This window comes from Vibrio sp. SCSIO 43136 (assembly GCF_023716565.1).
In the GTDB taxonomy this organism is placed as follows: Bacteria; Pseudomonadota; Gammaproteobacteria; order Enterobacterales; family Vibrionaceae; genus Vibrio.
This window is the reverse complement of record NZ_CP071848.1, coordinates 565,542-590,768: the sequence shown is the minus strand read 5'-3', so window position 1 is coordinate 590,768 and position 25,227 is coordinate 565,542. Positions and strand designations below refer to the sequence as shown.

The window sequence follows — 25,227 nt, the reverse complement described above, 5'->3', positions numbered from 1 at the left end:
GAGTCATCAAAAGTGTTTGGAATTGGTATTAGTCCGCTTCATCCATCCAACATAAAATAATCGCTTCTAGGATTTTTTCGTTGGAACGGTTGGGATCATCTTCAAACTCTTCCAGTTCACAGATCCAGCGATGCAAGTCTGTAAAACGCACTGTTTTTGGGTCAGTGTCTGGAAAAAGGTCACACAGCTCAATGGCGATGTCTCGCGAGTCTGTCCATTTTAGGCTCATAGTCACTCCCTGTAATTGTGCTGTTTATGGTGAGCATTGTGCTCACCAATGATGTATTAGTGGTCTTCTGATGCGTGATTAAGTGTGTATTTCGGGATCTCTACAACCAGATCCTCGTCAGCCACTTTCGCTTGGCAGCCTAGACGAGATTCCGGCTCTAGTCCCCATGCTTTATCTAGCATATCGTCTTCGAGCTCTTCACTCTCTTCTAGTGAATCAAAGCCTTCACGGATCACTACGTGACAAGTGGTGCATGCACAAGATTTTTCACATGCGTGCTCGATGCCGATGCCCGCTTTAAGCGCAACATCTAATACGGTTTCACCCGTTTTTGCTTCTAGTACTGCACCTTCTGGGCAAAGATCTTCATGAGGCAATACAACGATTTTTGGCATGATTACTTCTCTAATAATTGGTTATATTTTATCGACCGACTGACCCGAAAGGGCAGCTCGGATGGATTTATCCATTCGGCGAGAGGCAAACTCTTGACTCGCCGCATCCGTATCTTTGATGCCTTGTTCAATGGCGTCTGCGTCAGTACCATTGCGCAGCTCAATCAAGCTCTCGATAGCTTTGATCAACGCATCACGCTCTGACTCACTCAGCAGTTCATCACCATCCGCTTGCATCGCTGCAACTAAGCCTTCAATCACTCGGTCAGCTTCAACTTGTTGCTCTGCAAGTGCTCGGGCCAACATGTCTTCTTTAGCGTGAGTCATCGAGTCTTTTAGCATGTCAGCAACTTCGGTATCACTTAGACCGTAAGAAGGTTTAACTTGAATATCTGCTTGAACACCCGTGCTCTTTTCCATCGCAGTCACAGACAGAAGGCCATCTGCATCCACTTGATAGGTCACTCGAATATGCGCCGCACCTGCCGCCATCGGTGGAATACCTTTTAGGGTGAAGCGAGCTAATGAACGGCAATCATCCATCATTTCACGCTCACCTTGAGCGACGTGAACCAACATTCCAGTTTGACCATCTTTGAAAGTGGTAAACTCTTGAGCTCGTGCAACAGGAATGGTTGTGTTGCGAGGGATGATCTTCTCAACCAAACCACCCATGGTTTCAATACCTAGAGACAGCGGGATAACATCCAGCAGTAGCATCTCTGAATCAGGTTTATTACCGACTAAGATGTCAGCTTGAATCGCAGCGCCAATCGCAACCACTTCATCTGGGTTGATACTGGTCAGTGGCGTACGACCGAAGAACTCGCCGACCATTTCACGTACGATAGGTGTACGGGTTGAGCCACCTACCATCACCACTTCACATACCTCTTCGCTACCTACTTCAGCGTCACGTAGCGCTCGGCGACATGACATTAGTGTCTTCTTCACCAGTGGCTGAATAAGTGCGTTGAAGGTTTCACGGCTAATGGTACCCTGCCAATCCAGCACATCGACTTGAGCAGTATCTGCGTCTGATAGCGCAATTTTCATCTCGGTCGCTGCATCCAGCAATTTACGGTTTTGTTCGGCGCTCAGTTCGCCTTCAAGGCCAATCTGCTCTTTGATGTAGTTAGCGACCAGATGGTCAAAGTCATCACCGCCAAGGGCAGAGTCACCACCTGTGGCTAATACTTCGAACACACCACGAGACAGGCGCAAAATAGAAATATCGAAGGTACCGCCACCAAGGTCGTAAACGGCAATCACGCCCTCTTGGCCACTGTCTAGGCCATAGGCGATGGCAGCAGCTGTTGGCTCATTCAGCAGGCGAAGTACATGCAATCCAGCCAATTGAGCCGCATCTTTGGTACCCGCACGTTGTGCATCATCAAAATACGCAGGCACGGTAATAACGACGCCACTTAACTCACCACCAAGTGTGCTTTCCGCTCGGGCGGCCAAAGATTTTAAAATCTGCGACGATACTTGAATCGGATTGACACTGCCCTGCTTGGTTTGCAACAGCGGCAGGCCGTTGTCACTTGCCGTAAATTGGTAAGGCAACTCAGGGTAGCGAGTTTGAATATCTTCTAGAGAGCGGCCAATCAAACGCTTAGCTGAAATAATGGTCTGCTCAGGTTCCTGCTGCGCTTTTTGGCGAGCAGCATACCCCACTAATGGTTCTTCACCACCGTAGTTCACTACAGAAGGTAGGATATTTCGACCTTGCTCATCGCTGAGCGGTTTTGCTTCACCGCTGCGAACCGAGGCAACCAAGGAGTTGGTCGTGCCAAGATCGATACCAACCGCCAGTTTATGTTCGTGAGGTGCAGAGCTTTGACCAGGCTCTGCAATCTGAAGTAGTGCCATTAATTATCCTTGATTATCCAAGCAGTTTTTCTTCAAGTTGCTCGATTTCACTGTTGAGCTTCGCAATAAACTTTAGCTTACGGATCCCACTAGCGGCTTGCTCTAAGGCCTGCTGCGCTAGGGCTTCTTTAAGCTCATTTAAATGCTGTGTATATAGTTTACTGACATTCGCGGCAAAATCGAATAGCGCACTTTCAGGATCTGAGCTGTGTTCTATCTCTTCAAGCTCTTCTCTAAGCTCCATCTGCTCCATCAAGAACATAGGATCTTGCATGGTGTTTTGCTCATTACGAATATCCACACCCATTTCAGCCAATAGGTATTCTGCTCGTGAGATAGGAGATTTAAGCACTTGATAAGCATCATTGATTTGTGCAGCTTTTTGCACCGCTAGCAAGCGATCACGTTCGGATGCGGTCGCATATTTGTCTGGATGAAAACGACGTTGAAGTTCGCGAAATTGAGACGCTAAAAGATTGGTGTCGACTTCAAACTGTGTTGGCAGACCAAATAGTTCAAAATGGTTCATGAAAGTGAGTTCTCAACGAGGTTCGCCGAAAAGCGGCTGAGGAAATAAAAACACGCAGCAAGGCTGCGCATTATTGAGTACTAGACGTTGAAGCTCTCGCCACAACCACACTCGCCTTTAGAGTTCGGGTTGTTGAATTCGAAACCTTCGTTAAGGCCTTCTTTGACGAAATCCAGTTCGGTACCGTCTAAGTATACGAGGCTCTTGGCGTCAATAATTACTTTGACACTTTTGTGCTCGAACACTTGGTCTTCATCGTTAAGCTCATCTACGAACTCTAGTACATAAGCCATACCAGAACACCCAGTGGTCTTAACGCCTAATCGGAGGCCAATTCCTTTACCGCGATTATCTAGGAATGCTTGAACGCGCTCGGCTGCTGCGTCTGTCATTGTGATGGCCATGGTACAACCTTTGTTTTACTTTTCTTGGGAGATTAGGGAGCAATACGCTCCCTAAAATTATATTACTCTTGGTGCTTTTTCTTGTAGTCAGAAACTGCTGCTTTGATAGCATCTTCCGCAAGGATTGAGCAGTGAACTTTCACTGGTGGAAGCTCGAGCTCTTCTGCGATTTCAGCGTTTTTAATTGCTGCTGCTTCATCAATGCTCTTGCCTTTTACCCACTCTGTCACAAGTGAGCTTGAAGCGATAGCACTACCACAACCGTAAGTTTTAAATTTTGCATCTTCAATGATGCCCTCTTCCGACACTTTGATCTGTAGCTTCATTACGTCGCCACACGCCGGTGCACCTACCATGCCACTACCTACGTTTGGATCATTCTTGTCGAATGCACCAACGTTGCGTGGGTTCTCATAGTGGTCAATTACTTTTTCACTGTATGCCATGATTCAAATCCTCAATCTTTTAGGATTAGTGGTGAGCCCACTCAACCGTATTTAGGTCAATTCCTTCTTTGTACATATCCCACAGTGGAGACATGTCACGTAGTTTTTGTACTGCTGTTTTAATCTGCTCTGCAGCGTAGTCAATCTCTTCTTCTGTCGTAAAGCGACCGAAAGAGAAACGGATTGAACTGTGTGCAAGTTCATCATCAAGACCAAGTGCACGCAGTACGTACGATGGTTCTAGACTTGCAGATGTACAAGCAGAGCCTGAAGATACCGCTAGGTCCTTCAGCGCCATCAGTAGAGATTCACCCTCTACGAAAGCAAAACTTAGGTTTAGGTTAAACGGAGCACGCTGCTCAAGATCACCGTTGATGGTTAGCGCTTCCATACCTTCTAGACGCTCTAGTAGGCGGTTACGCAACTTAAGTGCGTGATCGTGATCTTTCTGCATCTCTTCTTTTGCGATACGGAAAGCTTCACCCATACCAACGATTTGGTGAGTTGCTAGGGTACCAGAGCGGAAACCACGCTCATGACCACCACCGTGCATCTGCGCTTCTAGGCGGATACGTGGCTTACGGCGAACGTACAATGCACCGATGCCTTTCGGGCCGTAAATCTTGTGCGCTGACATTGAGATCAAGTCAACTTTCATTTGTTGAACATCGATTGGCAGTTTACCTGCACTTTGCGCCGCATCTACATGAAATACGATTTTGCGTGAGCGACACATTTCACCGATTTCAGTGATGTCTTGAATAACGCCAATTTCGTTGTTCACATGCATGATAGAGACTAAAACCGTGTCTTCGCGCATTGCTGCTTCAAGCTTCGCAAGATCAATAATACCGTTTGCTTCTGGCTCAAGATATGTAACCTCAAAACCTTCACGCTCTAGTTGACGGCATGGGTCAAGAACCGCTTTGTGCTCGGTTTTACATGTGATGACGTGCTTGCCTTTCTTAGCGTAGAAGTGTGCTGCACCTTTGATCGCTAAGTTATCTGACTCTGTCGCACCCGAGGTGATTACGATTTCACGTGGGTCTGCGTTTAGTAGATCAGCTACTTGCTCACGAGCGGTATCCACAGCTTCTTCAGCTTGCCAACCGTAACGGTGTGAACGTGACGCTGGGTTACCAAAAGTACCATCCATTGTCATGTACTGAACCATCTTCTCAGCAACACGAGGATCAACTGGGCAAGTTGCTGAATAGTCAAAATAAATAGGCAGTTTCATTCTTTACTCCAAATGTACAAACCGCACCGCTTAAGAGCGAGCATTTACACCTATTGTGTTGGTGTTTGATTGTTTGCTAAACCCATGATTGATAGCCAAGCCGATGTCTTGACGATCAGAAATTTCTAGAACTTCGTTATCTTCCATCAACTCACCAAGAGTGATGTTATTTAAGAAGCCGCTAATTCTATCACTTAAATCGCGCCACAGTGTGTGAGTTAGGCAACGAGTTCCACCTTGGCAACCCTCTTTACCGTGACACTTAGTTGCGTCGACAGATTCGTCGACAGCTGCAATGACCATACCTACAGCAATTTCGTGGGCGTTAGTTCCTAGGCGGTAACCACCACCTGGGCCACGAACACTGGCCACCAGCCCTGCTTTACGCAGTTTTGAAAACAGTTGTTCTAAGTAGGAAAGCGAAATACCTTGGCGCTCAGAAATATCCGCCAATGGCACTGGGTTTTGTTGCGAATGCAGTGCTACATCAAGCATTGCAGTTACCGCATATCTTCCTTTAGATGTCAGTCTCATTATCACACCGTATCCACATTAAGTACGTGGATGCAGTTTTCCATACCTGACTATTTTGGTCAAGTATTTATTTGACTAATTTAGTCAGGTATTCATCCACACGGTGTGAGTGGTTATTTTTTGTTCGAGATTTGCTTCTCAACCGCAGTCAACACGCCACGTAAGATATTGAGTTCTTGCTTTTCTGGTCGAGCGCGGCTGAATAGTCGTTTAACCTTGTTCATCACTTGGCTATTACCGTCTTGCTCAATAAATTGGGTCTGCACCATGACTTTTTCAAGGTGCTGGTAAAAAAGCTCAAGCTCTTTATGACGAGGGTACTCTTCTTGCTCTGCAATAGGATGCTTCGATTGCTCGAGTGCAAGGTGCGCCATGCGGATCTCATAAGAGATAGTTTGCACTGCCATCGCCAAGTTCAATGAACTGTATTCAGGGTTGGCAGGAATGCACACATGATAATGACAGGTCTGTAGCTCTTCGTTGGTTAAGCCCGTTCGCTCTCGACCAAATACCAGTGCGACCGGATGCTGCTGCGCTTCTTGAGCAAACTTTTCACCACACTCACGTGGCTCCAACATTGGCCATTCAAGTGTGCGTGAGCGTGCACTAGAGCCAACCACCAAGCCACAATCGGCTACAGCGTCATTGAGTGTTGATACCACTTGTGCATTTTGCGCAATGTCACCCGCTCCTGCTGCCATCGCAAGGGCAGTTTCATCCACTTCACACTGTGGGTCCACCAACACCATTTGGGTTAGCCCCATGACTTTCATCGCACGGGCTGCGCTACCGATATTGCCTGGGTGAGACGTTCCCACCAATACCACTTTGACCTGATCTAACATGCTCTTTCACATCTGGCTTACTAAACCGCAAAATACTACCACAGCCGTTTGAGAAAAGATCGCATTCATCAATAAAAGTGACATTAAGAGTTCAAAAAATGAACACTTCCTTTTTGCAAAAACTTTGGTATACTGCCCGCCGCTTTCGACCAGTGTGATCACACTATCACTCTCGGTCATATACCGATGGTATTTATTCGTTCTTTAACATCCGTGGGAAAATCGTATGCATCCTATGCTAAACATTGCTATTCGCGCTGCGCGAAAAGCAGGCAACCATATTGCTAAATCTCTAGAAACTGCTGATAAAATTGAGTCTTCTCAAAAAGGCACCAATGACTTTGTTACTAACGTAGACAAAGAAGCGGAAGCGCTAATCATTGATACAATCAAAGCATCTTACCCAGAGCACAGCATCGTTGCCGAAGAGAACGGTCTTATCGAAGGTAAAGATAACGACGTACAATGGATCATCGACCCACTGGATGGCACCACTAACTTCATGCGTGGTTTCCCACACTTCTCTGTTTCAATCGCTGTTCGTATGAAAGGCAAGACAGAAGTTGCGTGTGTTTACGACCCAATGCTAAACGAGCTATTCACTGCACAACGCGGTGCGGGCGCTCAGCTAAACAATGCTCGTCTACGTGTTAACGAGATCAAAGATCTTCAAGGCACTATCCTAGCGACTGGTTTCCCATTCAAGCAAAAACAACACTCTGAGTCTTACATCAAGATTGTTGGTGCTATGTTCGGCGAGTGTGCTGATTTCCGTCGCACTGGTTCTGCAGCACTTGACCTGTGTTACGTAGCATCTGGCCGCGTTGACGGTTACTTCGAGCTAGGCCTAAAACCTTGGGACATGGCAGCAGGTGAGCTAATCGCTCGTGAAGCTGGCGCAATCCTAACTGACTTTGCTGGCGGTACAGGTTACATGCAATCTGGCAACATCGTCGCTTCAAGCCCACGCGGTGTTAAATCAATGCTTAAACACATCCGTGAAAACGGCAACGAAGCAATGATCAAATAATCGACCTTCCGTCACAGGTTGAATTATAAAAAAACCAGCCATTATTGGGCTGGTTTTTTATTAGTTTCCGAATTCAACGTTGCAGCACTAGCTGGACGTATTCTAGGTCTAATGATTCAAATCCCCTATCAACTCATTTTGGATATATTCATTCAATCCATCTAAGTCCTTTGAAGAGATGTACCTTACCTTAGCCTGTAGCTCACGCTCGCCACATAAGTGTTCATGACTCACCATTGGTACAATAGATAAATCCTTAGTATCGAAAGTAAAAGGGGGACACTTTAGATAGCCATTACTTTCAGCCATCAATACTTGCCTATACCTTTCCAGCGGCTGTCCAATAATGATGACAACCAGACCCAATAGGCATGCTGCCCCGAGTGTTTTCACGGCTAAATCACTTGAGGATGGAACAAGCAGTAAAGTTATAAAATATACTGAGGTAATTGGGCAAACAACAACACCTACAACAGAAATCAAGTACGAAGGATCTGTATATATTATATAAAACTCATCACCTATTTGCTTCTCCAAAAGACCATATAAAAAATGTTCTCTGGCAGCCCAATAAAACATAATTGTTAGCCCAAGCATTAGTGCGATTCCAATCACTAATTTGATCCTATTAGGACTAGAAATCAGCTCATCATCAGAGTCCATTAATAAGCACCTGTTGGTTTATACTTTTTATAGCTCCTGCAGCTTGTGATTTTCTCAGGTAAGTTTCTATGCTTTTCTCAGCTTCTTTCTCGACATAATTATTAATAGCTTTTGTTAGTCGATCTTTTAGCAAAAACTCATTCTCAATAATAGAGATAGTTTCAGATGCTAGAAAAGCGGCAACCACTCCTACCGCTAATGGAACAATCACTATTGTTGTTGTCACCATCCCTGCCACAATAACTCCAGCAACCCCAGAAAGAGCAGCTTGTACAATAGTAAAACTCACATCTGCCACCCAGCGACTAATTTGATAGTCCTTTTGCAATATTAACTTTAGTGTATAAATTGGAACCGAATAAAAGATCGTAAGTAACACCCCTGATTTGGCAGCTAGTTTCAATCCTTCAGCTCCAATTCCAATGGATAGAAGTTTAGTGTTTGATGATAAGTAACGAGTCCCTTTAATAACTTTTCTTAGTTTATGGTTCCCTTTGAACTTTATGTAACTTTTTCCATCAACTTTCGATATTTCGAACGTTGAGAAAATTGATCCACCACGATGTAAATCCCTCGCCAAAATAGCAATACTTCCAACATCATGTCCATAACTTGCTCTAGTCAAAATAGACTCAGACACCCCTAAGGTAACACCTATTGCATCGACCTCTTCTCGAGACATTCCTCTATTGAGATAGGTTGCATACCAAAGTTCGACAAAGCTTTTTATATCAAAAACATACACATCTACTTCCGAAGAAATTAATCGATTTAAACAGTCATCTCTGTCATTCTTTCGCCTTTTACTTAGACACTGAAAGTTATTCATTAGTCATATCTCTAGCCAATTAAATGACTAAAATATATCCAATTAATTTAATATGTAACAGGAAGTCTATATGACGAAAACCACAAGCTCACTTTTGAGACACCATCTCTTTAGAAGTTCTACCTTAATCGCATCAAATAGTTCCTAGTTTCAGTCGTTAGTTGGGCTCTTTAAAAAGTAAGTTTTTAATCGATGATGCTATGTTCAGCAAGTGTGCTGATTTCTGCCGCACTGGCTCTGCAGCGCTAGACCTATGTTATGTAGCATCTGGTCGCGTTGATGGTTACTTCGAGCTAGGCCTAAAACCTTGGGACATGGCAGCAGGTGAGCTAATCGCTCGTGAAGCTGGTGCTATCCTAACTGATTTTGCTGGCGGTACAGGTTACATGCAATCTGGCAACATCGTCGCTTCAAGCCCACGCGGTGTTAAATCAATGCTTAAACACATCCGTGAAAACGGCAACGAAGCAATGATCAAATAATCGACCTTCCGTCACAGGTTGAATTATAAAAAAACCAGCCCTACGGCTGGTTTTTTTTTCGGACGCTTCGCTAGCGGTAAAGGGTTTAAGGGTAAACGAGGTGATACTGCCTAACTCTTAATCAAAGCTATCAAGTGTATGCCACCACTCCTTTATTTTTCGCTCCTCCCTTCCCCCCTTAGCATCGCGTCCGTTAGCGAAGCGTCCGTTAACGCAGTGTCCGTTTCAAAAAAAACCGCCCAATCGGACGGTTTTCATTAATCATTCAAAGTTCGCTAAACGCCCTAAGGCCTTTCATCAAACTCTTCGCCTTCTTTTTCTACTTGCGGTGGCATTAGGTGCTCACGCTGGATGCCCAGTTTAAGCGCTAGTGCTGATGCAACGTAGATTGAAGAGTACGTACCAACCAAGATACCTAGTAGCAACGCAGTTGCGAAGCCGTGAATGGTTGCGCCGCCCTGAGTAAATAGAGCGATAACTACGAATAAGGTAGTACCAGAGGTGATCAAAGTACGGCTCAAAGTTTGAGTAATTGAGCTGTTCATGATCTCTGCTGATTCACCTTTACGCATCTTACGGAAGTTCTCACGGATACGGTCAAATACTACGATGGTATCGTTGAGTGAGTAACCAACAACGGTAAGCAATGCTGCGACGATGGTTAGGTCAACTTCAATCTGGAACAGAGAGAAAATACCTAAGGTGATGATAACGTCGTGTGCCAGTGCCATTACCGCACCTGCCGCCAGTCGCCACTCAAATCGCATCGATACGTAGATCAGGATACAGATAAGCGACACAAGAATCGCAAGGCCACCCGCTTCAGTAAGCTCGTCACCCACGTTAGGGCCAACGAACTCGATGCGACGCATCTCTAGGTTCTCGCCTGTACCTTCTTTAATTGCTTCTAGGATCTGGTTACCCAGCTTTTCACCTTGCACATCTTCACGTGGACGAAGACGAACCATCACATCACGTGACGAGCCAAAGTTCTGAACTGTCGCATCACCAAAGCCTTTCGCTTCTAATGCACTACGTACGTTCTCTAGGTTTGCTGGCTGTTCAAAGCCAACTTCAATCAAAGTACCGCCAGTAAAATCTAGACCCCAGTTCAGCCATTTGGTTGAAAGAGTACCGATAGCCGCTGCAATCATAACAAGCGACAGAACGAAGGCACCTTTTGACCAACGCATAAAGTCGATCGTTTTTGTTGTTTTCAGAATCTGAAACATGGGTCTTCCTTAGATCGACAGTTTATCAACACGCTTACCGCCATAAATCAGGTTCACGAGACAACGTGTACCAATGATGGCTGTAAACATAGAAGTAATGATGCCGATAGATAGCGTTACCGCAAAGCCTTTAATCGCACCCGTACCCACAGCAAACAGAATGATTGCGGTGATTAGCGTGGTGATGTTGGCATCGGCAATAGTGCTAAATGCGTTAGCGTAACCTTGGTGAATCGCTTGCTGAGGGTTGCGACCTTCTCGCAGCTCTTCACGAATACGCTCAAATATCAGCACGTTGGCGTCAACCGCCATACCTACGGTTAGAACAATACCTGCAATACCTGGCAAGGTCATGGTTGCACCTGGGATCATCGACATAACACCGATAATCAGCATGATGTTCACCACAAGAGCAAGGTTGGCAAAAATACCAAACTTACGGTAGTAAACCAGACAGAACAGCATTACTGCTACAAGGCCAGTCACACACGCTTGGATACCCATGTCGATGTTCTGCTGCCCCATTGATGGACCAATAGTACGCTCTTCGACAATCGAGATTGGAGCAATCAGAGCACCAGCACGTAGTAGCAGTGCTAGGTTGTGTGCTTCAGATGCAGAATCAATACCCGTGATACGGAAGCTTCGACCAAGTGCAGACTGGATAGTCGCTTGGTTAATCACTTCTTCGTGTTTGTCTAGGATGATCTTGCCTTCAGGGGTGCGGCGACCAGAGTCTTTGTACTCAGCAAATACCGTTGCCATAAGTTTGCCAACGTTGTTCTTAGAGTATGCAGACATCTTGCTGCCACCTTCGCTATCTAGCGAGATGTTTACCTGTGGACGGCCGTATTCGTCAGCGCTTGAGCTTGCATCTGTGATGCTTGAACCACCAAGGATGATGCGCTTCTTCAGTACGACTGGGCGACCATTACGGTCTAGCTTCACTTCGCTGCCCGCAGGGACTCGACCCGCTGCAGCTGCGGCTAGATCAGCCTTGTCATCCACTTCACGAAATTCAAGCGTTGCCGTTGCACCAAGGATCTCTTTTGCACGCGCAGTGTCTTGAACACCTGGCAGCTCTACCACGATGCGGCTTGCACCTTGGCGCTGAACTAGCGGCTCAGCCACACCTAGCTCGTTCACACGATTACGTAGGATGGTGATGTTCTGCTCAACAGCGTAATTACGGATCTCTTGAAGACGAGTTTCATTGAACGTCGCTTTAAGAGTGAAGTTGCCGTTGCTCTCACTGTCCACGAACACCATGTCTGGGTGTTTGCTTGATAGTGTTTTCTCCGCTTGTGCTAGCTGCTCTGCATCACGCAGAACCACTTCCACTCCGTCAGTGCCAGACTTGCGAATTGCACGGTAGCGGATACGTTCTTCACGAAGCTCAGTACGGAAGGCATCTTCTTGCTGCGCCACCAGTTTTTCCATCGCAGAGTCCATATCCACTTCCATCAAGAAGTGAACACCACCGCGAAGGTCAAGACCTAGTTTCATTGGGTTTGCACCAATGCTTTCAAGCCAGTTTGGGGTAGCCGCTGCAAGGTTAAGAGCGACGATAACGTCCTTGCCTAACGCTTCGTTAATGACATCACGAGCACTTAACTGAGAGTCAGTGTCGTTGAAACGAACCAGAATCGAGCCATCTTCGAAAGCGATAGATTTATGAGAGAGTTGCTCTTTATCAAGAGCTTGGGTGACAGTATCCAGCGTTGACATATCAACTGAGGCACCACGTGCCCCAGTTACTTGAATTGCCGGATCTTCACCGTATAGGTTTGGAAGGGCATATAGCGCACTGATTGCAATCAAAAAGACTACCATCAGGTACTTCCATAACGGATAACGGTTTAGCACAGCGAGGATCCTTAAGCTGTTATAGAGACTTTAGCGTACCCTTTGGAAGTACCGCTGTAACGAAGTCTTTCTTGATAGTTACTTCGTTGTTGTCGTTTAGTGCGATAGCAATGTAGTCGTTGTCATCAGCAACTTTAGTGATCTTACCCACTAGGCCGCCATTGGTTAGGACTTCATCACCTTTTGACATGCTTGCCATTAGGTTTTTGTGCTCTTTCGCACGCTTAGCTTGTGGACGGTAAATCATGAAGTAGAAAATCACACCAAACATGCCCAGCATGATCAGCATTTCAAAACCACCACCTGGTTGTGCACCTTCGCCAGCTGCGTGAGCTACAGAAATCAAACTCATTGGAAAACATCCTCTATGTTATTAATTGTAAGTTATCTAAGCATCTATGGGGCTGCGCCACTTAACTTTCAAGGGCTAAGTGGCGCAGTAAGACTATTTATTCAATGGTGGTACTTCTTGACCACGCAGTGCGTAGAACTCTTCTACGAACTCTTCAAAGCGATCTTCATCGATAGCTTTACGAATACCTTCCATCACACGTTGGTAGTAACGCAAGTTATGGATAGTGTTTAGACGCGCACCTAGAATCTCGTTACAACGTTCTAGATGGTGTAGATACGCCTTCGAGTAATTCTGACAAGTGTAACAGTCACAATGCGGATCTAGTGGAGTTGTATCGGTTTTATGTTTCGCATTACGGATCTTGATCACACCACCGGTCACAAACAGGTGACCGTTACGTGCGTTTCGAGTTGGCATCACACAGTCAAACATGTCGATACCACGGCGAACACCTTCCACTAGGTCTTCTGGCTTACCTACACCCATTAGGTAGCGAGGCTTATCTTCTGGTAACTGAGGACAAGTGTGCTCAAGGATGCGGTGCATATCTTCTTTTGGCTCACCGACCGCTAGGCCGCCGACTGCGTAGCCGTCAAAACCAATGTCAGTTAGACCTTTGATCGATACATCACGTAGGTCTTCGTAAACACCACCTTGGATGATACCAAATAGGTTGTTCGGGTTTTCTAGCTTATCGAAGTGATCGCGAGAACGCTGCGCCCAACGTAGTGACATCTCCATCGACTTCTTCGCTTCTGCGTGCGTCGCTGGGTATGGCGTACACTCATCGAAGATCATTACGATGTCAGAACCTAGGTCTTTCTGGATTTCCATCGACTTTTCGGCATCCATGAAGATCTTGTCACCGTTCACTGGGTTACGGAAAGTTACACCTTCTTCAGTGATTTTACGCATTTTGCCAAGGCTAAATACCTGGAAGCCGCCTGAATCGGTCAGGATAGGGCCTTGCCAGTTCATGAAATCATGCAGGTCACCGTGCATTTTCATCACTTCCTGACCTGGGCGTAGCCATAGGTGGAAGGTGTTACCAAGAAGAATTTCAGCGCCAGTGCCCTTCACTTCTTCTGGTGTCATGCCTTTTACTGTGCCGTAAGTACCAACTGGCATGAATGCTGGTGTTTGTACTGTGCCACGTTCAAAAGTCAGCTGACCACGACGCGCACCTGCGTTAGTTTTTTTCAGTTCGTATTTAAGCTTCACGAAGCCTCCAAATCGCCAGAGAAACAATCTGGCTAATAGTTTTTATACGCCAGCGAGCTTTAGCTCACCACGCCCCACCACATCGGCAAAATCCGATGCAGCTGTGAATCCGTTCTTCAATATTTCTATAGGCACTGTATCCGTGAGCACCTACTCTAAACTGGTCGCTAAATGCTAAAACTACTTGGTTTTCTTGCGAATAAACATCGCATCACCATAGCTAAAGAAACGGTAGCTGTTCTCTACTGCATGCTTATAAGCATTCATGGTGTTGTCATAGCCTGCAAATGCACTTACCAACATGATCAAGGTTGACTCTGGTAAGTGGAAGTTGGTGATCAAGCAATCTACCAACTGGTACTCGTATCCTGGATAGATGAAAATCTCGGTATCACCAAAGAAAGGCACTAATTCTGTGCCATTTTTCAGGGCGTCTTGAGCAGCACTTTCCAGCGAACGAACAGATGTTGTGCCTGTAGCAATGATTCGCCCACCACGCGCCTTAGTTGCCGCAATCGCCTCAACGACTTCTTGAGATACTTCCACATACTCTGCGTGCATGTGGTGATCATTAATGTTGTCTACTCGCACAGGTTGGAAGGTACCTGCACCCACGTGCAGTGTCACGTAAGCAAACTCCACGCCTTTAGCTTTGATTTGCTCAAGCAATGCATCGTCAAAATGCAAACCCGCAGTTGGCGCAGCAACTGCTCCTGGCTTTTGGTTATACACCGTTTGGTAGCGCTCTTTATCCGCATCCTCATCAGGGCGGTCAATATAAGGCGGCAACGGCATGTGACCAATCTGGTTTAAGATTTCTAGCACGCTCAACTCTGACTCGAAACGAATTTCGAACAGCGCATCGTGTCTTGCCACCATAGTCGCGGAAAAGTCATCGTTTTCACCCAACAAGAGTTCCGTGCCCGGCTTAGGTGATTTTGAACAACGGACGTGAGCTAGAATCGACTTATCATCAAGCATACGCTCCACCAGCACTTCCAGCTTACCGCCAGAGGCTTTGCGACCAAATACTCGTGCTGGGATCACGCGAGTGTTATTAAACACCAGTAGATCACCAGCTTGCAGTTGGTCGAGCACATCTTTAAATGTGCCGTCACGTAGCTCACCACTATTACCGTCTAATTGCAGTAGGCGACTGGCCGTACGCTCAGGTTGTGGGTAACGAGCGATCAGCTCGTCTGGTAGGTCAAAATGAAAGTCAGATACTTGCATGGTTACCGTCTATTGTTGGGTGAGTAAAAATTTAGCAGCTCGGTAGTATAGATGGCGTGAAGGCAATAGCAAGCCTTGGTTGGTGGTTTGTTACATTCCAGTTTTTGGCGCAAACGAGTAAATCGAATTGATGCGAGAAGTATCCATTTAGAATCGTTAAAAAATGAGGTACATCTCAGTTCATTAAGCCTCTGCCATCTATAGTAAAAGTAACCACAAAAAAGATAAGACTTCTGTCTTTTACTCCTCTGTTTTTGAGTCTGCATTCAGGAGGTCAATATGATCAAAATCGAAGACATGATGACTCGCAGCCCCTACACCCTTATGCGCTCCCATTGCGTGCAAGATGCCAAAGATTTAATGAAGCAACACGATATTCGCCACGTGCCTGTGGTTGATGATGCCAAAAAGCTGTTGGGTATTGTCACCCAGCGCGATGTATTGGCGATTCAGGAATCTGTATTAGCGAAAGCTCCCGGCGAGGACTCTCATACGTTAAACACCCCGTTAGATAAAGTGATGGCGCAAGGCGTGATGACGGCGTCGCCAAAAGCGGGGCTAAAAGAGAGTGCTATCTATATGCAAAAGCATAAGGTGGGCTGTTTGCCAGTCGTGGATCACGATCAGCTGGTTGGCATTATTACCGACACCGACTTTGTCTCCATCGCCATTAGCTTGCTTGAGCTTCAAGAAGAGGTGGAGCCAGACGCACTAGATTTTGACTAGCGCATTAGAGTTGCGGCTAAAGTAGGTCGGATACCACATCGGCAAGGGTATTAAAAGTCTCTTGCCTAGCTGAGCTCGGACGCCAAACCAGACCAATCTCTCGATACGCTTTTTGACCCGGCGGTTCTACGACAATCAAATTTTGATTGTCTAACAGGCCGTGTTCAATCGCCATTTGAGGAATAAATGTGGTACCCAAGCCATTGGCAACCATCTGCACCAAGGTATGCAAGCTCGTAGCGGTAAACGGATTAATCTTTTCACGCTTGGTGAGTTTACAAGCGGATACTGCGTGTTCCGTCAAGCAGTGCTCGTTTTCGAGCAAGAATACCGACTCATCTGGCAAATCATCGTAACGAATGGGCACTCGAATACCATTGGCCTGCCCTTCGCTCAATACCATTTTGAATGGGTCATGACCCACCACCTTACTGTCCATGTTGCCAATCTCAACTGGCAGCGCCAAGATCAGCACATCCAGTTGCCCATTGCGCAGTGCTTCTAGCAAATTAGAGGTGGTGTCTTCTCTGAGCAGTAGATTCAAAGTCGGGTAGCGGTGATTCACTTCCTGAACTAAGTCACACAATAAGAAAGGTGCAATGGTTGGAATACAGCCGACACGCAGCTCCCCTTGCATCGCATTGCCAGATGCTAGCGAGCCAAGTTCAAGCAGTTCGTGTCCTTTGGCCAATAACTCTCGGCCCTGCTCCACCACTTTCTCACCCACCATGGTGAACACCAGTGGACTTTTCTTATCTTTGCGCTCGTACAGCGGGCTGCCCACCATCTCTTCAAGGTTTTGAATACCTTTACTCAAAGTAGACTGACTAACAAAACAACGCTCAGCCGCTTCACTAAAGTGGCGAGTTTCGTGTAAGGTAACAAGGTAATGTAGCTGTTTAAGGCTCGGCCATTTATTCATGGTAACTATCTGACAATAATTTATAATCTTGCGACTAAGGCTATAAATGCTTCTATCGCTTTTTTCGATTATCTCAATCTATTTAATTCGCTGTCCCACATACTACGTCATGCACTATAGTTTGTCCCGTTGAAACATAAAACAGACCATGAACGGTCTGATTATCCTCAAATTTGGAGCAAACAAAATGGTACTAGTTGGTCGTCAAGCCCCTGACTTCACTGCTGCTGCAGTTCTAGGTAACGGTGAAATCGTTGAAAACTTCAACTTCGCTGAGTTTACTAAAGGTAAAAAAGCGGTTGTATTCTTCTACCCACTAGACTTCACTTTCGTATGTCCTTCTGAGCTAATCGCTTTTGACAAGCGTTTCGAAGACTTCCAAGCGAAAGGTGTTGAGGTTATCGGCGTATCTATCGATTCTCAGTTCTCTCACAACGCATGGCGTAACACTGCTGTTGAGAACGGCGGCATCGGTCAAGTGAAATACCCACTAATCGCTGATGTTAAACACGAAATCTGTAAAGCTTACGATGTAGAGCACCCAGAAGCTGGCGTTGCTTTCCGTGGTTCTTTCCTAATCGACGAAGAAGGTCTTGTACGTCACCAAGTTGTTAACGACCTACCACTAGGCCGTAACATCGACGAAATGCTACGTATGGTTGACGCACTAAACTTCCACACAGAGCACGGCGAAGTATGTCCTGCACAGTGGGAAGAAGGCAAATCAGGTATGGACGCATCACCACAAGGTGTAGCAGCGTACCTATCTGAGCACACTGCAGACCTAGACAAGTAATTGCCACTTAATCCATACCAACGCTCAACGGTATGTGTGGTCGGAAGATAAAATATAGCGAAAAATCGCACTCCGCCATTTATTAAGTCAAAATTCAATTTAGTTTAGTTAGTCAAATTCAAAGCCCGCAACCTTGGTTGCGGGCTTTTTGTTGTTGGTTACCAACTAGTGATACAGTAGTCTCCCAATTGACGGAGTGACTTAGATGGCTTACCAAATCGAAGTATGTATCGATAATCTTGAATCCCTGCCTATCGCCATTGCAGGTGGCGCAACACGAATAGAACTTTGCTCCTCACTTGAACTGGGCGGGCTAACGCCAAGTTTTGGCCTGATGCGCATGGCAGCCAAATTATCCACTATTCCTGTCTATGCAATGATCCGCCCTCGCCAAGGTGATTTTCTGTTTAGTCAGGCCGATCTTGAGCAAATGCTGTTTGATATCGACGCGGCAAAGCAAGCAGGTCTTGACGGTATTGTTATTGGTGCTATGACACCCGATGGCGATATCGATACTGACCTGTGTCAGCAGCTAATAGAACGAGCGGATGGGTTGGGCATCACTTTTCATCGGGCGATCGATCAATGTCGCCATCCACAGCAAGCACTAGAAGAGATCATCCAACTCGGTTGTGAGCGAGTACTCACATCTGGACTAGCCGCCAGTGCCGAACTCGGTATGGATCAAATCGCCCAATTTGTTACTCAAGCCAATGGCAGAATTTCTATCATGGCTGGCGCTGGGGTTAGTGCTCAAAATGCGCTTAACATCGCTCAAACCACCCAGGTTGATGAGATCCACCTATCGGCAAAATCAACCCGCCCAAGCCAGATGGCCTATATTGCTGAAGACGCTCACATGGGCAATCAAAGCTGTGATGACTTTGCAATCCCAGTCACAAGCCTAGAGCGACTGCGCCAAGTTACTGAGAGCCTTAACAAATAAGCCGACGTTTTTCTTTGCTATGCTTAAAATTCACGGAGGAAAGTATGGCAAAGAAACTCAATAAGCAGCTCTATGAAGCGGAGCTCAAAAAACTTCAAATCGAACTGGTCAAGCTTCAAGAGTGGGTCAAGCAAGAAGGCTTAAAAGTTGTGGTGATTTTTGAGGGCCGAGACGCAGCAGGCAAAGGAGGTGTCATCAAGCGCATCACTGAAAAGCTCAACCCTCGTGTTTGCCGCATCAGTGCACTGGCCGCCCCTACCGAGCGAGAAAAGTCCCAGTGGTATTTCCAACGCTATGTTGCACACCTGCCAGCCGCAGGAGAAATTGTGCTTTTCGATCGCAGTTGGTACAACCGTGCTGGCGTTGAGAAGGTGATGGGATTTTGTAGTGAGGAGGAGTATGAAGAATTCCTACGCTCTTGCCCTGAATTTGAACGCATGCTGATCCGCTCGGGTACCATTTTGCTCAAATACTGGTTCTCGGTGTCTGATGAAGAGCAAGAAAAGCGTTTCCTAGAGCGGGTTAATACGCCTATAAAGCGCTGGAAGTTCAGCCCAATGGATCTTGAGTCTCGTAATCGCTGGGCTGAGTATTCTAAAGCAAAAGATAAAATGTTTGCCTACACAGATACCAAGCTATCGCCTTGGTGGGTTGTGCCATCAGATGATAAACGCAGCGCAAGACTCAACTGCATCTCACACCTTTTAAGCCAAGTAGACTATCAAGAAGTGGAGCACCCTGAGATTAGTTTGCCGGAAATCAATAAAGAAGGGTATGTGAGAGCGCCGCTTGAAGAGCAATCTTTTGTGCCGAATCTGTTCGACCCGACACACAAAATCGATGACGAAGACGATTAAGATTTAATGATATCGTCAATATCTTGTTCGCTGCTTAGGTGGCGAACATCTCGTCCTTTAACAAAGTAAATGATGTACTCACAAATGTTTTGGCAACGGTCTCCCACTCGCTCTATCGCTCGTGCTGACCACATCACCTGCAACACGTTTGGAATGCAGCGCGGGTCTTCCATCATATAAGTCATCAGCTGCCTGATCACCGCTTCATACTCAGCGTCTAACTTATCGTCTTGCTTATACACTTCTGCCGCTGCATCGACATCCATGCGCGCAAAGGCATCAAGCACTTGATGCAACATGTGGATAGCTTGTCGACTCAAAGGCTCAAGTGATACTTGCCAAGCACGGTCTTTGACCGAATCTGACTCAATCGCAACTCGTGCAATGCGGGTAGCGACATCACCGATACGTTCTAAGTCAGTAATGGTTTTAATAATCGCCATGATCAAGCGTAAATCTTTGGCCGTCGGCTGACGTTTAGCAATAATACGTGTACAAGCTTCGTCGATAGCCACTTCCATCGAGTTAACCTTATGGTCGTCTGTTACCACTTTTTTAGCCAGATCCAGATCCTGTTTATTTAACGCTTGCATGGCAAAAGAGAGTTGCTGCTCAACCAAACCGCCCATGGTTAATACATGGGTACGGATAGATTCTAGCTCTACGTTAAACTGACCTGAGATGTGGCGACCAAACTGCATAGATATCCTTAACTGAATTAAAACTTAAAAGGTAAAGTGACTCATTAACCGTAACGACCTGTGATGTAGTCTTCGGTCTGTTTTTTCATTGGCGATGTAAAAATTGAGTCAGTATCGCCATATTCTATCAATCTTCCTAGATGAATAAATGCCGTATGATCACTAACTCGAGCGGCTTGTTGCATGTTATGAGTAACGATGACTACCGTATATTTGGTCTTGAGATCGTTAATCAGCTCTTCGATGGTCAAGGTCGAGATAGGGTCAAGCGCCGAGGTTGGCTCATCAAGCAGCAAAACTTCCGGCTCAATCGCAATCGCCCTAGCAATCACCAAACGCTGCTGCTGACCGCCCGACAAACCAAACGCATTTTCATGCAATCTATCTTTGACCTCATCCCACAAGGCAGCCGCACGTAATGCCCTTTCAACAGAGTCATCGAGTGTGCGACTGTTTTTCACCCCCTGCAAACGAAGGCCATACACAACATTTTCGTAGACAGATTTAGGAAACGGGTTGGGGCGCTGAAACACCATACCAACACGGCGGCGTAGTGTTGGCACGTCCACCTTTGGTGCGTAAATGTTTTGGCCATGGATCTTAATTTCACCGTCAATACTGCAGCCTTCAACCAAATCGTTCATACGATTAATACAGCGCAGTAAGGTGGATTTACCACACCCTGATGGACCGATAAATGCTGTTACCTGCCCCTTAGGAATCCGCATCGAGATATCAAACAACGCCTGACTAGACTGATAATTAAGATTCAACCCCTGAATATCAATCGCCGTATCCTCGTCACTGAGGTTGTTGACGTCTAACGGCTGCTCAAAGCCTAATGTTGGATTGAGTGGGAACATGTTACTCCTGTCCAAAGGTTCGATACTTTTCACGAAGACGATTTCGAATCGTAAAAGCGGTTAGGTTCAGGCCGACGATAACCGTCACCAATAAAAATGACGTTGCATATACCAAGGGTCTAGCGGCTTCGATGTTCGGTGATTGAAAGCCGACATCATAAATATGAAAACCCAAATGCATAAATTTACGATCTAAGTGGATAAATGGAAACTCTCCATCCACGGGCAATGCAGGGGCAAGCTTCACTACCCCCACCAGCATCAAGGGAGCAACCTCGCCAGCAGCACGCGCTACAGCGAGGATCAACCCTGTAATTATAGCTGGGCTCGCCATAGGTAAAACTATGCGCCACCAAGTTTCAAATTGCGTGGCACCCAGTGCCAGTGAACCGTGACGAAGCGAGGATGGGATGCGTTGCAAGCCCTCTTCTGTCGATACAATCACAACTGGCAATGTCAGCAGTGCTAAGGTCAAAGAAGACCAAAGTAACCCCGGTGTGCCAAAGGTTGGTGAAGGCAGAGAGTCAGAATAAAACAGCGCATCGATAGAGCCACCTAAGGTATAAACAAAAAAGCCCAAACCAAAAACACCGTAAACAATTGAAGGGACACCTGCAAGGTTGATCACCGCAATACGGATCATTCTGGTCACGGCTGTGTCCTTGGCGTACTCACTCAAGTAGATCGCTGCAATCACGCCCAGAGGTGTCACCACCACAGACATCAACAACACCAAAAATACCGTACCAAAAATGGCAGGGAATACCCCACCCTCTGAGTTACTTTCCCGAGGATCGTCACTGACAAACATCCAAACTTGACCAAACCAGTGCGCCACTTTTTGCGCAATGTTCATGTCATTTGGAAACCAAACATCAAATACTTCACTCAGTGGAATTGTGATCTCTTGGTCACGCATGTCCGTCACCAGCAAAGCGTTGGTTGCCAACAAATCGTCAATGATTTTCAGCTCTGCTTCGGCAGACTTCATATTGCTCGCCAAACGAGTTTTCTGCTCGATCAGTGGCTCGGATGCTTGGCCTTGATTTAGCTTTAGCCTTTTGATCTCCCGATTGATACGAGATTGCTCTCGGCTAATGCGCTGAATATGATCTTCAACCAAGGACTCTCGACGTTCTCGAAGCAGATCCACTTCTGTAAGCGCCGATTCAAGCTCGGTAACTAAGTTGCCTGTGATGCGTTTACCATCAACAAGCAGAGCGATTGGCTTGCCGAAAAAGTCGCCATTATGGGCTCGCTGAATCACTGCCCATCCTTGGGGTGTTTGTGGCTGGCTAAGCTCAATACCCAACACCGAGATAAAATCCATTCCCAGCTGATCTCTATTCGCCACTTTAATGTTCAGACGGTCTAGATTGGTATGCCCTTGCAGCTGCTCGGATAATTCTGGTCGAGCTTGAAGTAGGCGCTCCACAGGAATCGAGTCAACTTGGTAAAGTTGACCCACCAGCATTTTTTGCTCGCTATCGTGCCACTGATACAGAGGAGCGGGCCAAAAATAGGTTAAGCCCTTCCAACCAATCAACAACAATACACCAAGTACAGAGATCAAGCTGACACTCACCGCACCAGAGGTGAGCCATATCCAAGGCGAGCCTGATTCCAACCACTGTTTCAACTTCACAACAGCGCTCCGATAAGAATAAGAGTCAGATTACAACGCACTGTATTTCTCCCGAAGTCGCTGACGAACAGATTCCGCAATGGAGTTCACTAAGAAGGTAAAGATAAATAAAATCAGCGCTGCCAAAAACAGTAATCGGTAGTGCGTGCTCGCCACTTCCGACTCTGGCAACTCAATGGCAATGGTTGCCGACAATGAACGCATGCCTTCGAAAATATTCCAGTCCATCAAAGGTGTGTTACCTGTGGCCATCAGTACAATCATGGTTTCACCTACGGCGCGGCCAAGCCCCATCATGACCGCTGAGAATATGCCGGGGCTCGCAGTGAGAAGCACCACGTTAGTCAAGGTCTGCCAATGGGTTGCCCCCAGGGCAAGCGAGCCATCGGTAAGGTGTTTAGGGACTGAATAGATAGCATCTTCTGCGATGGTGAATATGGTTGGGATCACCGCAAACCCCATTGCGAGCCCAACCACCAGAGCATTGCGTTGGTCAAAATCAATACCAATATTCGCAAGATAAACTCGAATATCGCCGCCGAAGAACCAACCTTCAATATCTGCGCTTAAACTGATGGTTAGCCAGCTCACCACAAGGATGATCGGGATGAGAATAATACTATGCCAACCATTGGGCACATTTTTAACCAAGTGTGCCGGGATCAAAAACCAAACCGCTCCCACCAAAACCGTGCTGAGAGGCAGCAAAATAACCAAGGCGAGCACACTAGGTAAATTTGTTTCAACAATCGGCGCCAGCCACAAGCCTGCGAGGAATCCAATGATGACGGTTGGCAGCGCTTCCATGATCTCAATAGCCGGCTTTACCACTCTTCGCATCGGTGTCGACATGAAGTATGCGGTATATACCGCTGCTAGCACAGCGATTGGCATCGCAAATACCATCGCAAACAAAGCAGCTTTGATGGTGCCAAAAGTAATTGGCACTATGCTGAATTTTTCTTCAAAAGAGTCGCTGGCCGACGTCGATTGCCAAACGTATTGCGGCTCTGGATACCCCTCGTACCAAACTGAGCGCCACAACGAACGAAAAGAGATCTCAGGATGTGGATAGTCAACACTAAATCGATGCACGACACCGTCCATGTAGGTCAACAAAATGTCTTCGTTTGACGATACCGTGGCCACACTTGGCTTGGCGGAAAACAGCTTCGATTCAGTCATTTGATTATGACTGGTGGTATGCATATTCGTTAGCGATCCATCGGCACGAAATAGGTAAAAGTCCTTCTTAAAATGATCCGAAAGCATCAAAGCGCCTTGAGCATCCAGATCAAACTGACGAATTTGCGTCAGTTTACGCTCGCCGTCCTTCAATACATCGAACCACTGGCTGACTTGTCCGTCTTTGTGGGATATCAATAAAGATTGTGCTCCCGCCAGTAGCTCAATCCCTACCGCTGGGTTCTCAGCTAGATCGATAAATTCTCGAACCTGGTATTGACCACTCACCAGCTGTGCTACCCACAAGCCATCATTAACCAGCACAAACAGCTGCTCTGCATTTGGCGTGAGCCGTAATGCCTGTACCTGCTCTAGCTTATCTAACCAAGTGATGCGTGTTACTTCAGACTCTTGGTCTACCCATGTATGTAAGTAACCACTCTTGTCTACACCGGCGATTGCACTGGTGCGCTCATCAATGGCAAAGGTAAATTTATCTAACTCTATCTCACTTTCGGTAAGCGCAATCGGTATGCCTTGATTGAAGTGTTCCACACTTGGCGCAACTTCTCGGCCACTTGGCAAAAAGCGAACATCAAAGCCTGGTTTAACGATCGAGACCTTGCCCGATTGATCGGCAAATGCCACCCAACCTTTATTCAATGGCATTTGGGCAAAAGCAATGCTCGATTCGAATGTACGCACCACAGGCTTGCTTTGGCCGCTTGAAAGATTAACGAAGTCAATTGAGCCAGATTCGGAAATGGCTAGCACATTGCGCCCATAGTCATCGACACGCAACGCCGCTGGCGTATCAGCCAATTCAATATGGAACTCGCCAGTTTGTTTGACTGAGCCCGATGAAAAGACAGGAATAACTTCAACAAAAAGGTAGAGGAAGATCAGTCCTAACGCAGCTAACACACTGACACCACCCGCCGTCACCATCGCACGAGCGAGCCCGTCTTTAAATCGACGTGCTTTATCTTTTCGCTGTAGCAAAAATGCTTTATGTGACATGGGGATATTCTACCTTTTTTGACTCGGTGGCATATTATGTCAGTTAGGTGACAAAGATATTACAGTGAATCGATATATGTCTGAATTTTATTTGTAATCTATTTGATTATGAACCTAGTGAAATATAAGTGTCACATAAAGATCTTACCTTTTGTCAG

26 protein-coding genes and 1 pseudogene are annotated in these 25,227 nt (G+C 46.4%); 6 read left to right on the top strand and 21 right to left on the bottom strand.

Translation table 11 applies throughout. From position 1 onward, the window contains the following. Positions 1–28: 28 nt before the first annotated feature. The 9 genes from iscX to trmJ form a co-directional block, all read right to left on the bottom strand. The gene (gene iscX / locus J4N39_RS02925; protein WP_252021745.1) at positions 29–229 is read right to left on the bottom strand and encodes a Fe-S cluster assembly protein IscX; all 201 of its coding nucleotides are present in this window, start codon (positions 227–229) and stop codon (positions 29–31) included. Positions 230–285: 56 nt separating this feature from the next. Next, positions 286–624: an ISC system 2Fe-2S type ferredoxin gene (fdx, locus tag J4N39_RS02920; RefSeq protein WP_252021743.1), complete on the bottom strand. Its 339-nt coding sequence runs from the start codon at positions 622–624 to the stop codon at positions 286–288. A gap of 21 nt (positions 625–645) precedes the next feature. After that, positions 646–2,499 (bottom strand): Fe-S protein assembly chaperone HscA, encoded by a 1,854-nt coding sequence (hscA, locus tag J4N39_RS02915; RefSeq protein WP_252021741.1) that lies wholly within the window; start codon positions 2,497–2,499, stop codon positions 646–648. A gap of 13 nt (positions 2,500–2,512) precedes the next feature. After that, positions 2,513–3,028: a co-chaperone HscB gene (hscB, locus tag J4N39_RS02910; protein WP_252021739.1), complete on the bottom strand. Its 516-nt coding sequence runs from the start codon at positions 3,026–3,028 to the stop codon at positions 2,513–2,515. Positions 3,029–3,108: 80 nt separating this feature from the next. After that, positions 3,109–3,432, bottom strand: coding sequence for an iron-sulfur cluster assembly protein IscA (gene iscA, locus J4N39_RS02905; protein ID WP_252021738.1), 324 nt, complete (start codon positions 3,430–3,432; stop codon positions 3,109–3,111). 62 nt (positions 3,433–3,494) lie between these two features. Continuing rightward, positions 3,495–3,878: a Fe-S cluster assembly scaffold IscU gene (gene iscU, locus J4N39_RS02900; protein WP_252021737.1), complete on the bottom strand. Its 384-nt coding sequence runs from the start codon at positions 3,876–3,878 to the stop codon at positions 3,495–3,497. Positions 3,879–3,903: 25 nt separating this feature from the next. Continuing rightward, on the bottom strand, positions 3,904–5,118 hold the full coding sequence (locus tag J4N39_RS02895) for an IscS subfamily cysteine desulfurase (RefSeq protein WP_252021736.1): 1,215 nt from the start codon (positions 5,116–5,118) through the stop codon (positions 3,904–3,906). A gap of 30 nt (positions 5,119–5,148) precedes the next feature. Continuing rightward, positions 5,149–5,652 carry a Fe-S cluster assembly transcriptional regulator IscR gene (gene iscR, locus J4N39_RS02890; RefSeq protein ID WP_252021735.1) on the bottom strand — a complete coding sequence of 168 codons (504 nt, stop codon included), beginning with the start codon at positions 5,650–5,652 and terminating at the stop codon, positions 5,149–5,151. 113 nt (positions 5,653–5,765) lie between these two features. Continuing rightward, complete coding sequence (gene trmJ / locus J4N39_RS02885; protein WP_252021734.1) at positions 5,766–6,497, bottom strand: tRNA (cytosine(32)/uridine(32)-2'-O)-methyltransferase TrmJ; 732 nt, start codon at positions 6,495–6,497, stop codon at positions 5,766–5,768. Positions 6,498–6,723: 226 nt separating this feature from the next. On the opposite strand from trmJ, the gene suhB reads away from it, so the two are divergent. Then, positions 6,724–7,527: an inositol-1-monophosphatase gene (suhB, locus tag J4N39_RS02880; protein ID WP_252021733.1), complete on the top strand. Its 804-nt coding sequence runs from the start codon at positions 6,724–6,726 to the stop codon at positions 7,525–7,527. Positions 7,528–7,635: 108 nt separating this feature from the next. Here the strand turns inward: suhB and J4N39_RS02875 are convergent, their stop codons facing one another. Both J4N39_RS02875 and J4N39_RS02870 read right to left on the bottom strand, forming a co-directional pair. Further along, on the bottom strand, positions 7,636–8,190 hold the full coding sequence (locus J4N39_RS02875) for a hypothetical protein (RefSeq protein WP_252021732.1): 555 nt from the start codon (positions 8,188–8,190) through the stop codon (positions 7,636–7,638). Beyond that, the gene (locus J4N39_RS02870; RefSeq protein ID WP_252021731.1) at positions 8,180–9,019 is read right to left on the bottom strand and encodes a hypothetical protein; all 840 of its coding nucleotides are present in this window, start codon (positions 9,017–9,019) and stop codon (positions 8,180–8,182) included. The genes J4N39_RS02875 and J4N39_RS02870 overlap by 11 nt, the downstream gene beginning before the upstream one ends. 176 nt (positions 9,020–9,195) lie before the next feature. On the opposite strand from J4N39_RS02870, the pseudogene J4N39_RS02865 reads away from it, so the two are divergent. Continuing rightward, positions 9,196–9,501, top strand: a pseudogene (locus J4N39_RS02865) (inositol monophosphatase family protein); the annotation flags it as partial. A gap of 284 nt (positions 9,502–9,785) precedes the next feature. On the opposite strand, the gene secF reads toward J4N39_RS02865, so the two are convergent. The 5 genes from secF to queA all read right to left on the bottom strand — a co-directional run bounded on the left by secF (position 9,786) and on the right by queA (position 15,408). Then, complete coding sequence (gene secF, locus J4N39_RS02860) at positions 9,786–10,733, bottom strand: protein translocase subunit SecF (RefSeq protein ID WP_252021730.1); 948 nt, start codon at positions 10,731–10,733, stop codon at positions 9,786–9,788. A gap of 9 nt (positions 10,734–10,742) precedes the next feature. After that, positions 10,743–12,599: a protein translocase subunit SecD gene (gene secD / locus J4N39_RS02855; RefSeq protein ID WP_286036827.1), complete on the bottom strand. Its 1,857-nt coding sequence runs from the start codon at positions 12,597–12,599 to the stop codon at positions 10,743–10,745. Positions 12,600–12,618: 19 nt separating this feature from the next. Further along, on the bottom strand, positions 12,619–12,951 hold the full coding sequence (gene yajC, locus J4N39_RS02850; protein ID WP_252021726.1) for a preprotein translocase subunit YajC: 333 nt from the start codon (positions 12,949–12,951) through the stop codon (positions 12,619–12,621). A 93-nt stretch (positions 12,952–13,044) separates the two neighbouring features. Then, a complete protein-coding gene (gene tgt, locus J4N39_RS02845; RefSeq protein WP_252021724.1) occupies positions 13,045–14,175 on the bottom strand; it encodes a tRNA guanosine(34) transglycosylase Tgt in 1,131 nt (376 codons plus the stop codon). A gap of 180 nt (positions 14,176–14,355) precedes the next feature. Then, positions 14,356–15,408 (bottom strand): tRNA preQ1(34) S-adenosylmethionine ribosyltransferase-isomerase QueA, encoded by a 1,053-nt coding sequence (queA, locus tag J4N39_RS02840; RefSeq protein ID WP_252021722.1) that lies wholly within the window; start codon positions 15,406–15,408, stop codon positions 14,356–14,358. 279 nt (positions 15,409–15,687) lie between these two features. On the opposite strand from queA, the gene J4N39_RS02835 reads away from it, so the two are divergent. Continuing rightward, positions 15,688–16,134: a CBS domain-containing protein gene (locus J4N39_RS02835; RefSeq protein ID WP_252021720.1), complete on the top strand. Its 447-nt coding sequence runs from the start codon at positions 15,688–15,690 to the stop codon at positions 16,132–16,134. Between the two features lie 16 nt (positions 16,135–16,150). On the opposite strand, the gene J4N39_RS02830 is transcribed toward J4N39_RS02835, so the two are convergent. Next, positions 16,151–17,056 carry a hydrogen peroxide-inducible genes activator gene (locus J4N39_RS02830; protein WP_252021718.1) on the bottom strand — a complete coding sequence of 302 codons (906 nt, stop codon included), beginning with the start codon at positions 17,054–17,056 and terminating at the stop codon, positions 16,151–16,153. A 187-nt stretch (positions 17,057–17,243) separates the two neighbouring features. Between J4N39_RS02830 and J4N39_RS02825 the strand changes: the two genes are divergently transcribed. From J4N39_RS02825 to ppk2, 3 genes are all read left to right on the top strand, one after another. Then, positions 17,244–17,852, top strand: coding sequence for a peroxiredoxin C (locus J4N39_RS02825; RefSeq protein ID WP_252021716.1), 609 nt, complete (start codon positions 17,244–17,246; stop codon positions 17,850–17,852). A gap of 205 nt (positions 17,853–18,057) precedes the next feature. After that, entirely contained in the window at positions 18,058–18,798 is a 741-nt protein-coding gene (locus tag J4N39_RS02820; RefSeq protein ID WP_252021714.1) for a copper homeostasis protein CutC, read from the top strand. 44 nt (positions 18,799–18,842) lie between these two features. Beyond that, positions 18,843–19,655: a polyphosphate kinase 2 gene (gene ppk2 / locus J4N39_RS02815; RefSeq protein ID WP_252021712.1), complete on the top strand. Its 813-nt coding sequence runs from the start codon at positions 18,843–18,845 to the stop codon at positions 19,653–19,655. Here ppk2 and phoU read toward each other — a convergent pair. The 4 genes from phoU to J4N39_RS02795 are packed head-to-tail and all read right to left on the bottom strand — an operon-like array spanning position 19,652 to position 25,069. After that, positions 19,652–20,356, bottom strand: coding sequence for a phosphate signaling complex protein PhoU (gene phoU, locus J4N39_RS02810; protein WP_252021710.1), 705 nt, complete (start codon positions 20,354–20,356; stop codon positions 19,652–19,654). The genes ppk2 and phoU overlap by 4 nt on opposite strands. Before the next feature lie 44 nt (positions 20,357–20,400). Next, a complete protein-coding gene (gene pstB, locus J4N39_RS02805; protein WP_252021708.1) occupies positions 20,401–21,219 on the bottom strand; it encodes a phosphate ABC transporter ATP-binding protein PstB in 819 nt (272 codons plus the stop codon). 1 nt (position 21,220) lies between these two features. Beyond that, positions 21,221–22,858, bottom strand: coding sequence for a phosphate ABC transporter permease PstA (pstA, locus tag J4N39_RS02800; protein ID WP_252023594.1), 1,638 nt, complete (start codon positions 22,856–22,858; stop codon positions 21,221–21,223). Positions 22,859–22,894: 36 nt separating this feature from the next. Further along, positions 22,895–25,069 (bottom strand): ABC transporter permease subunit, encoded by a 2,175-nt coding sequence (locus tag J4N39_RS02795; RefSeq protein ID WP_252021706.1) that lies wholly within the window; start codon positions 25,067–25,069, stop codon positions 22,895–22,897. Positions 25,070–25,227 lie beyond the last annotated feature (158 nt).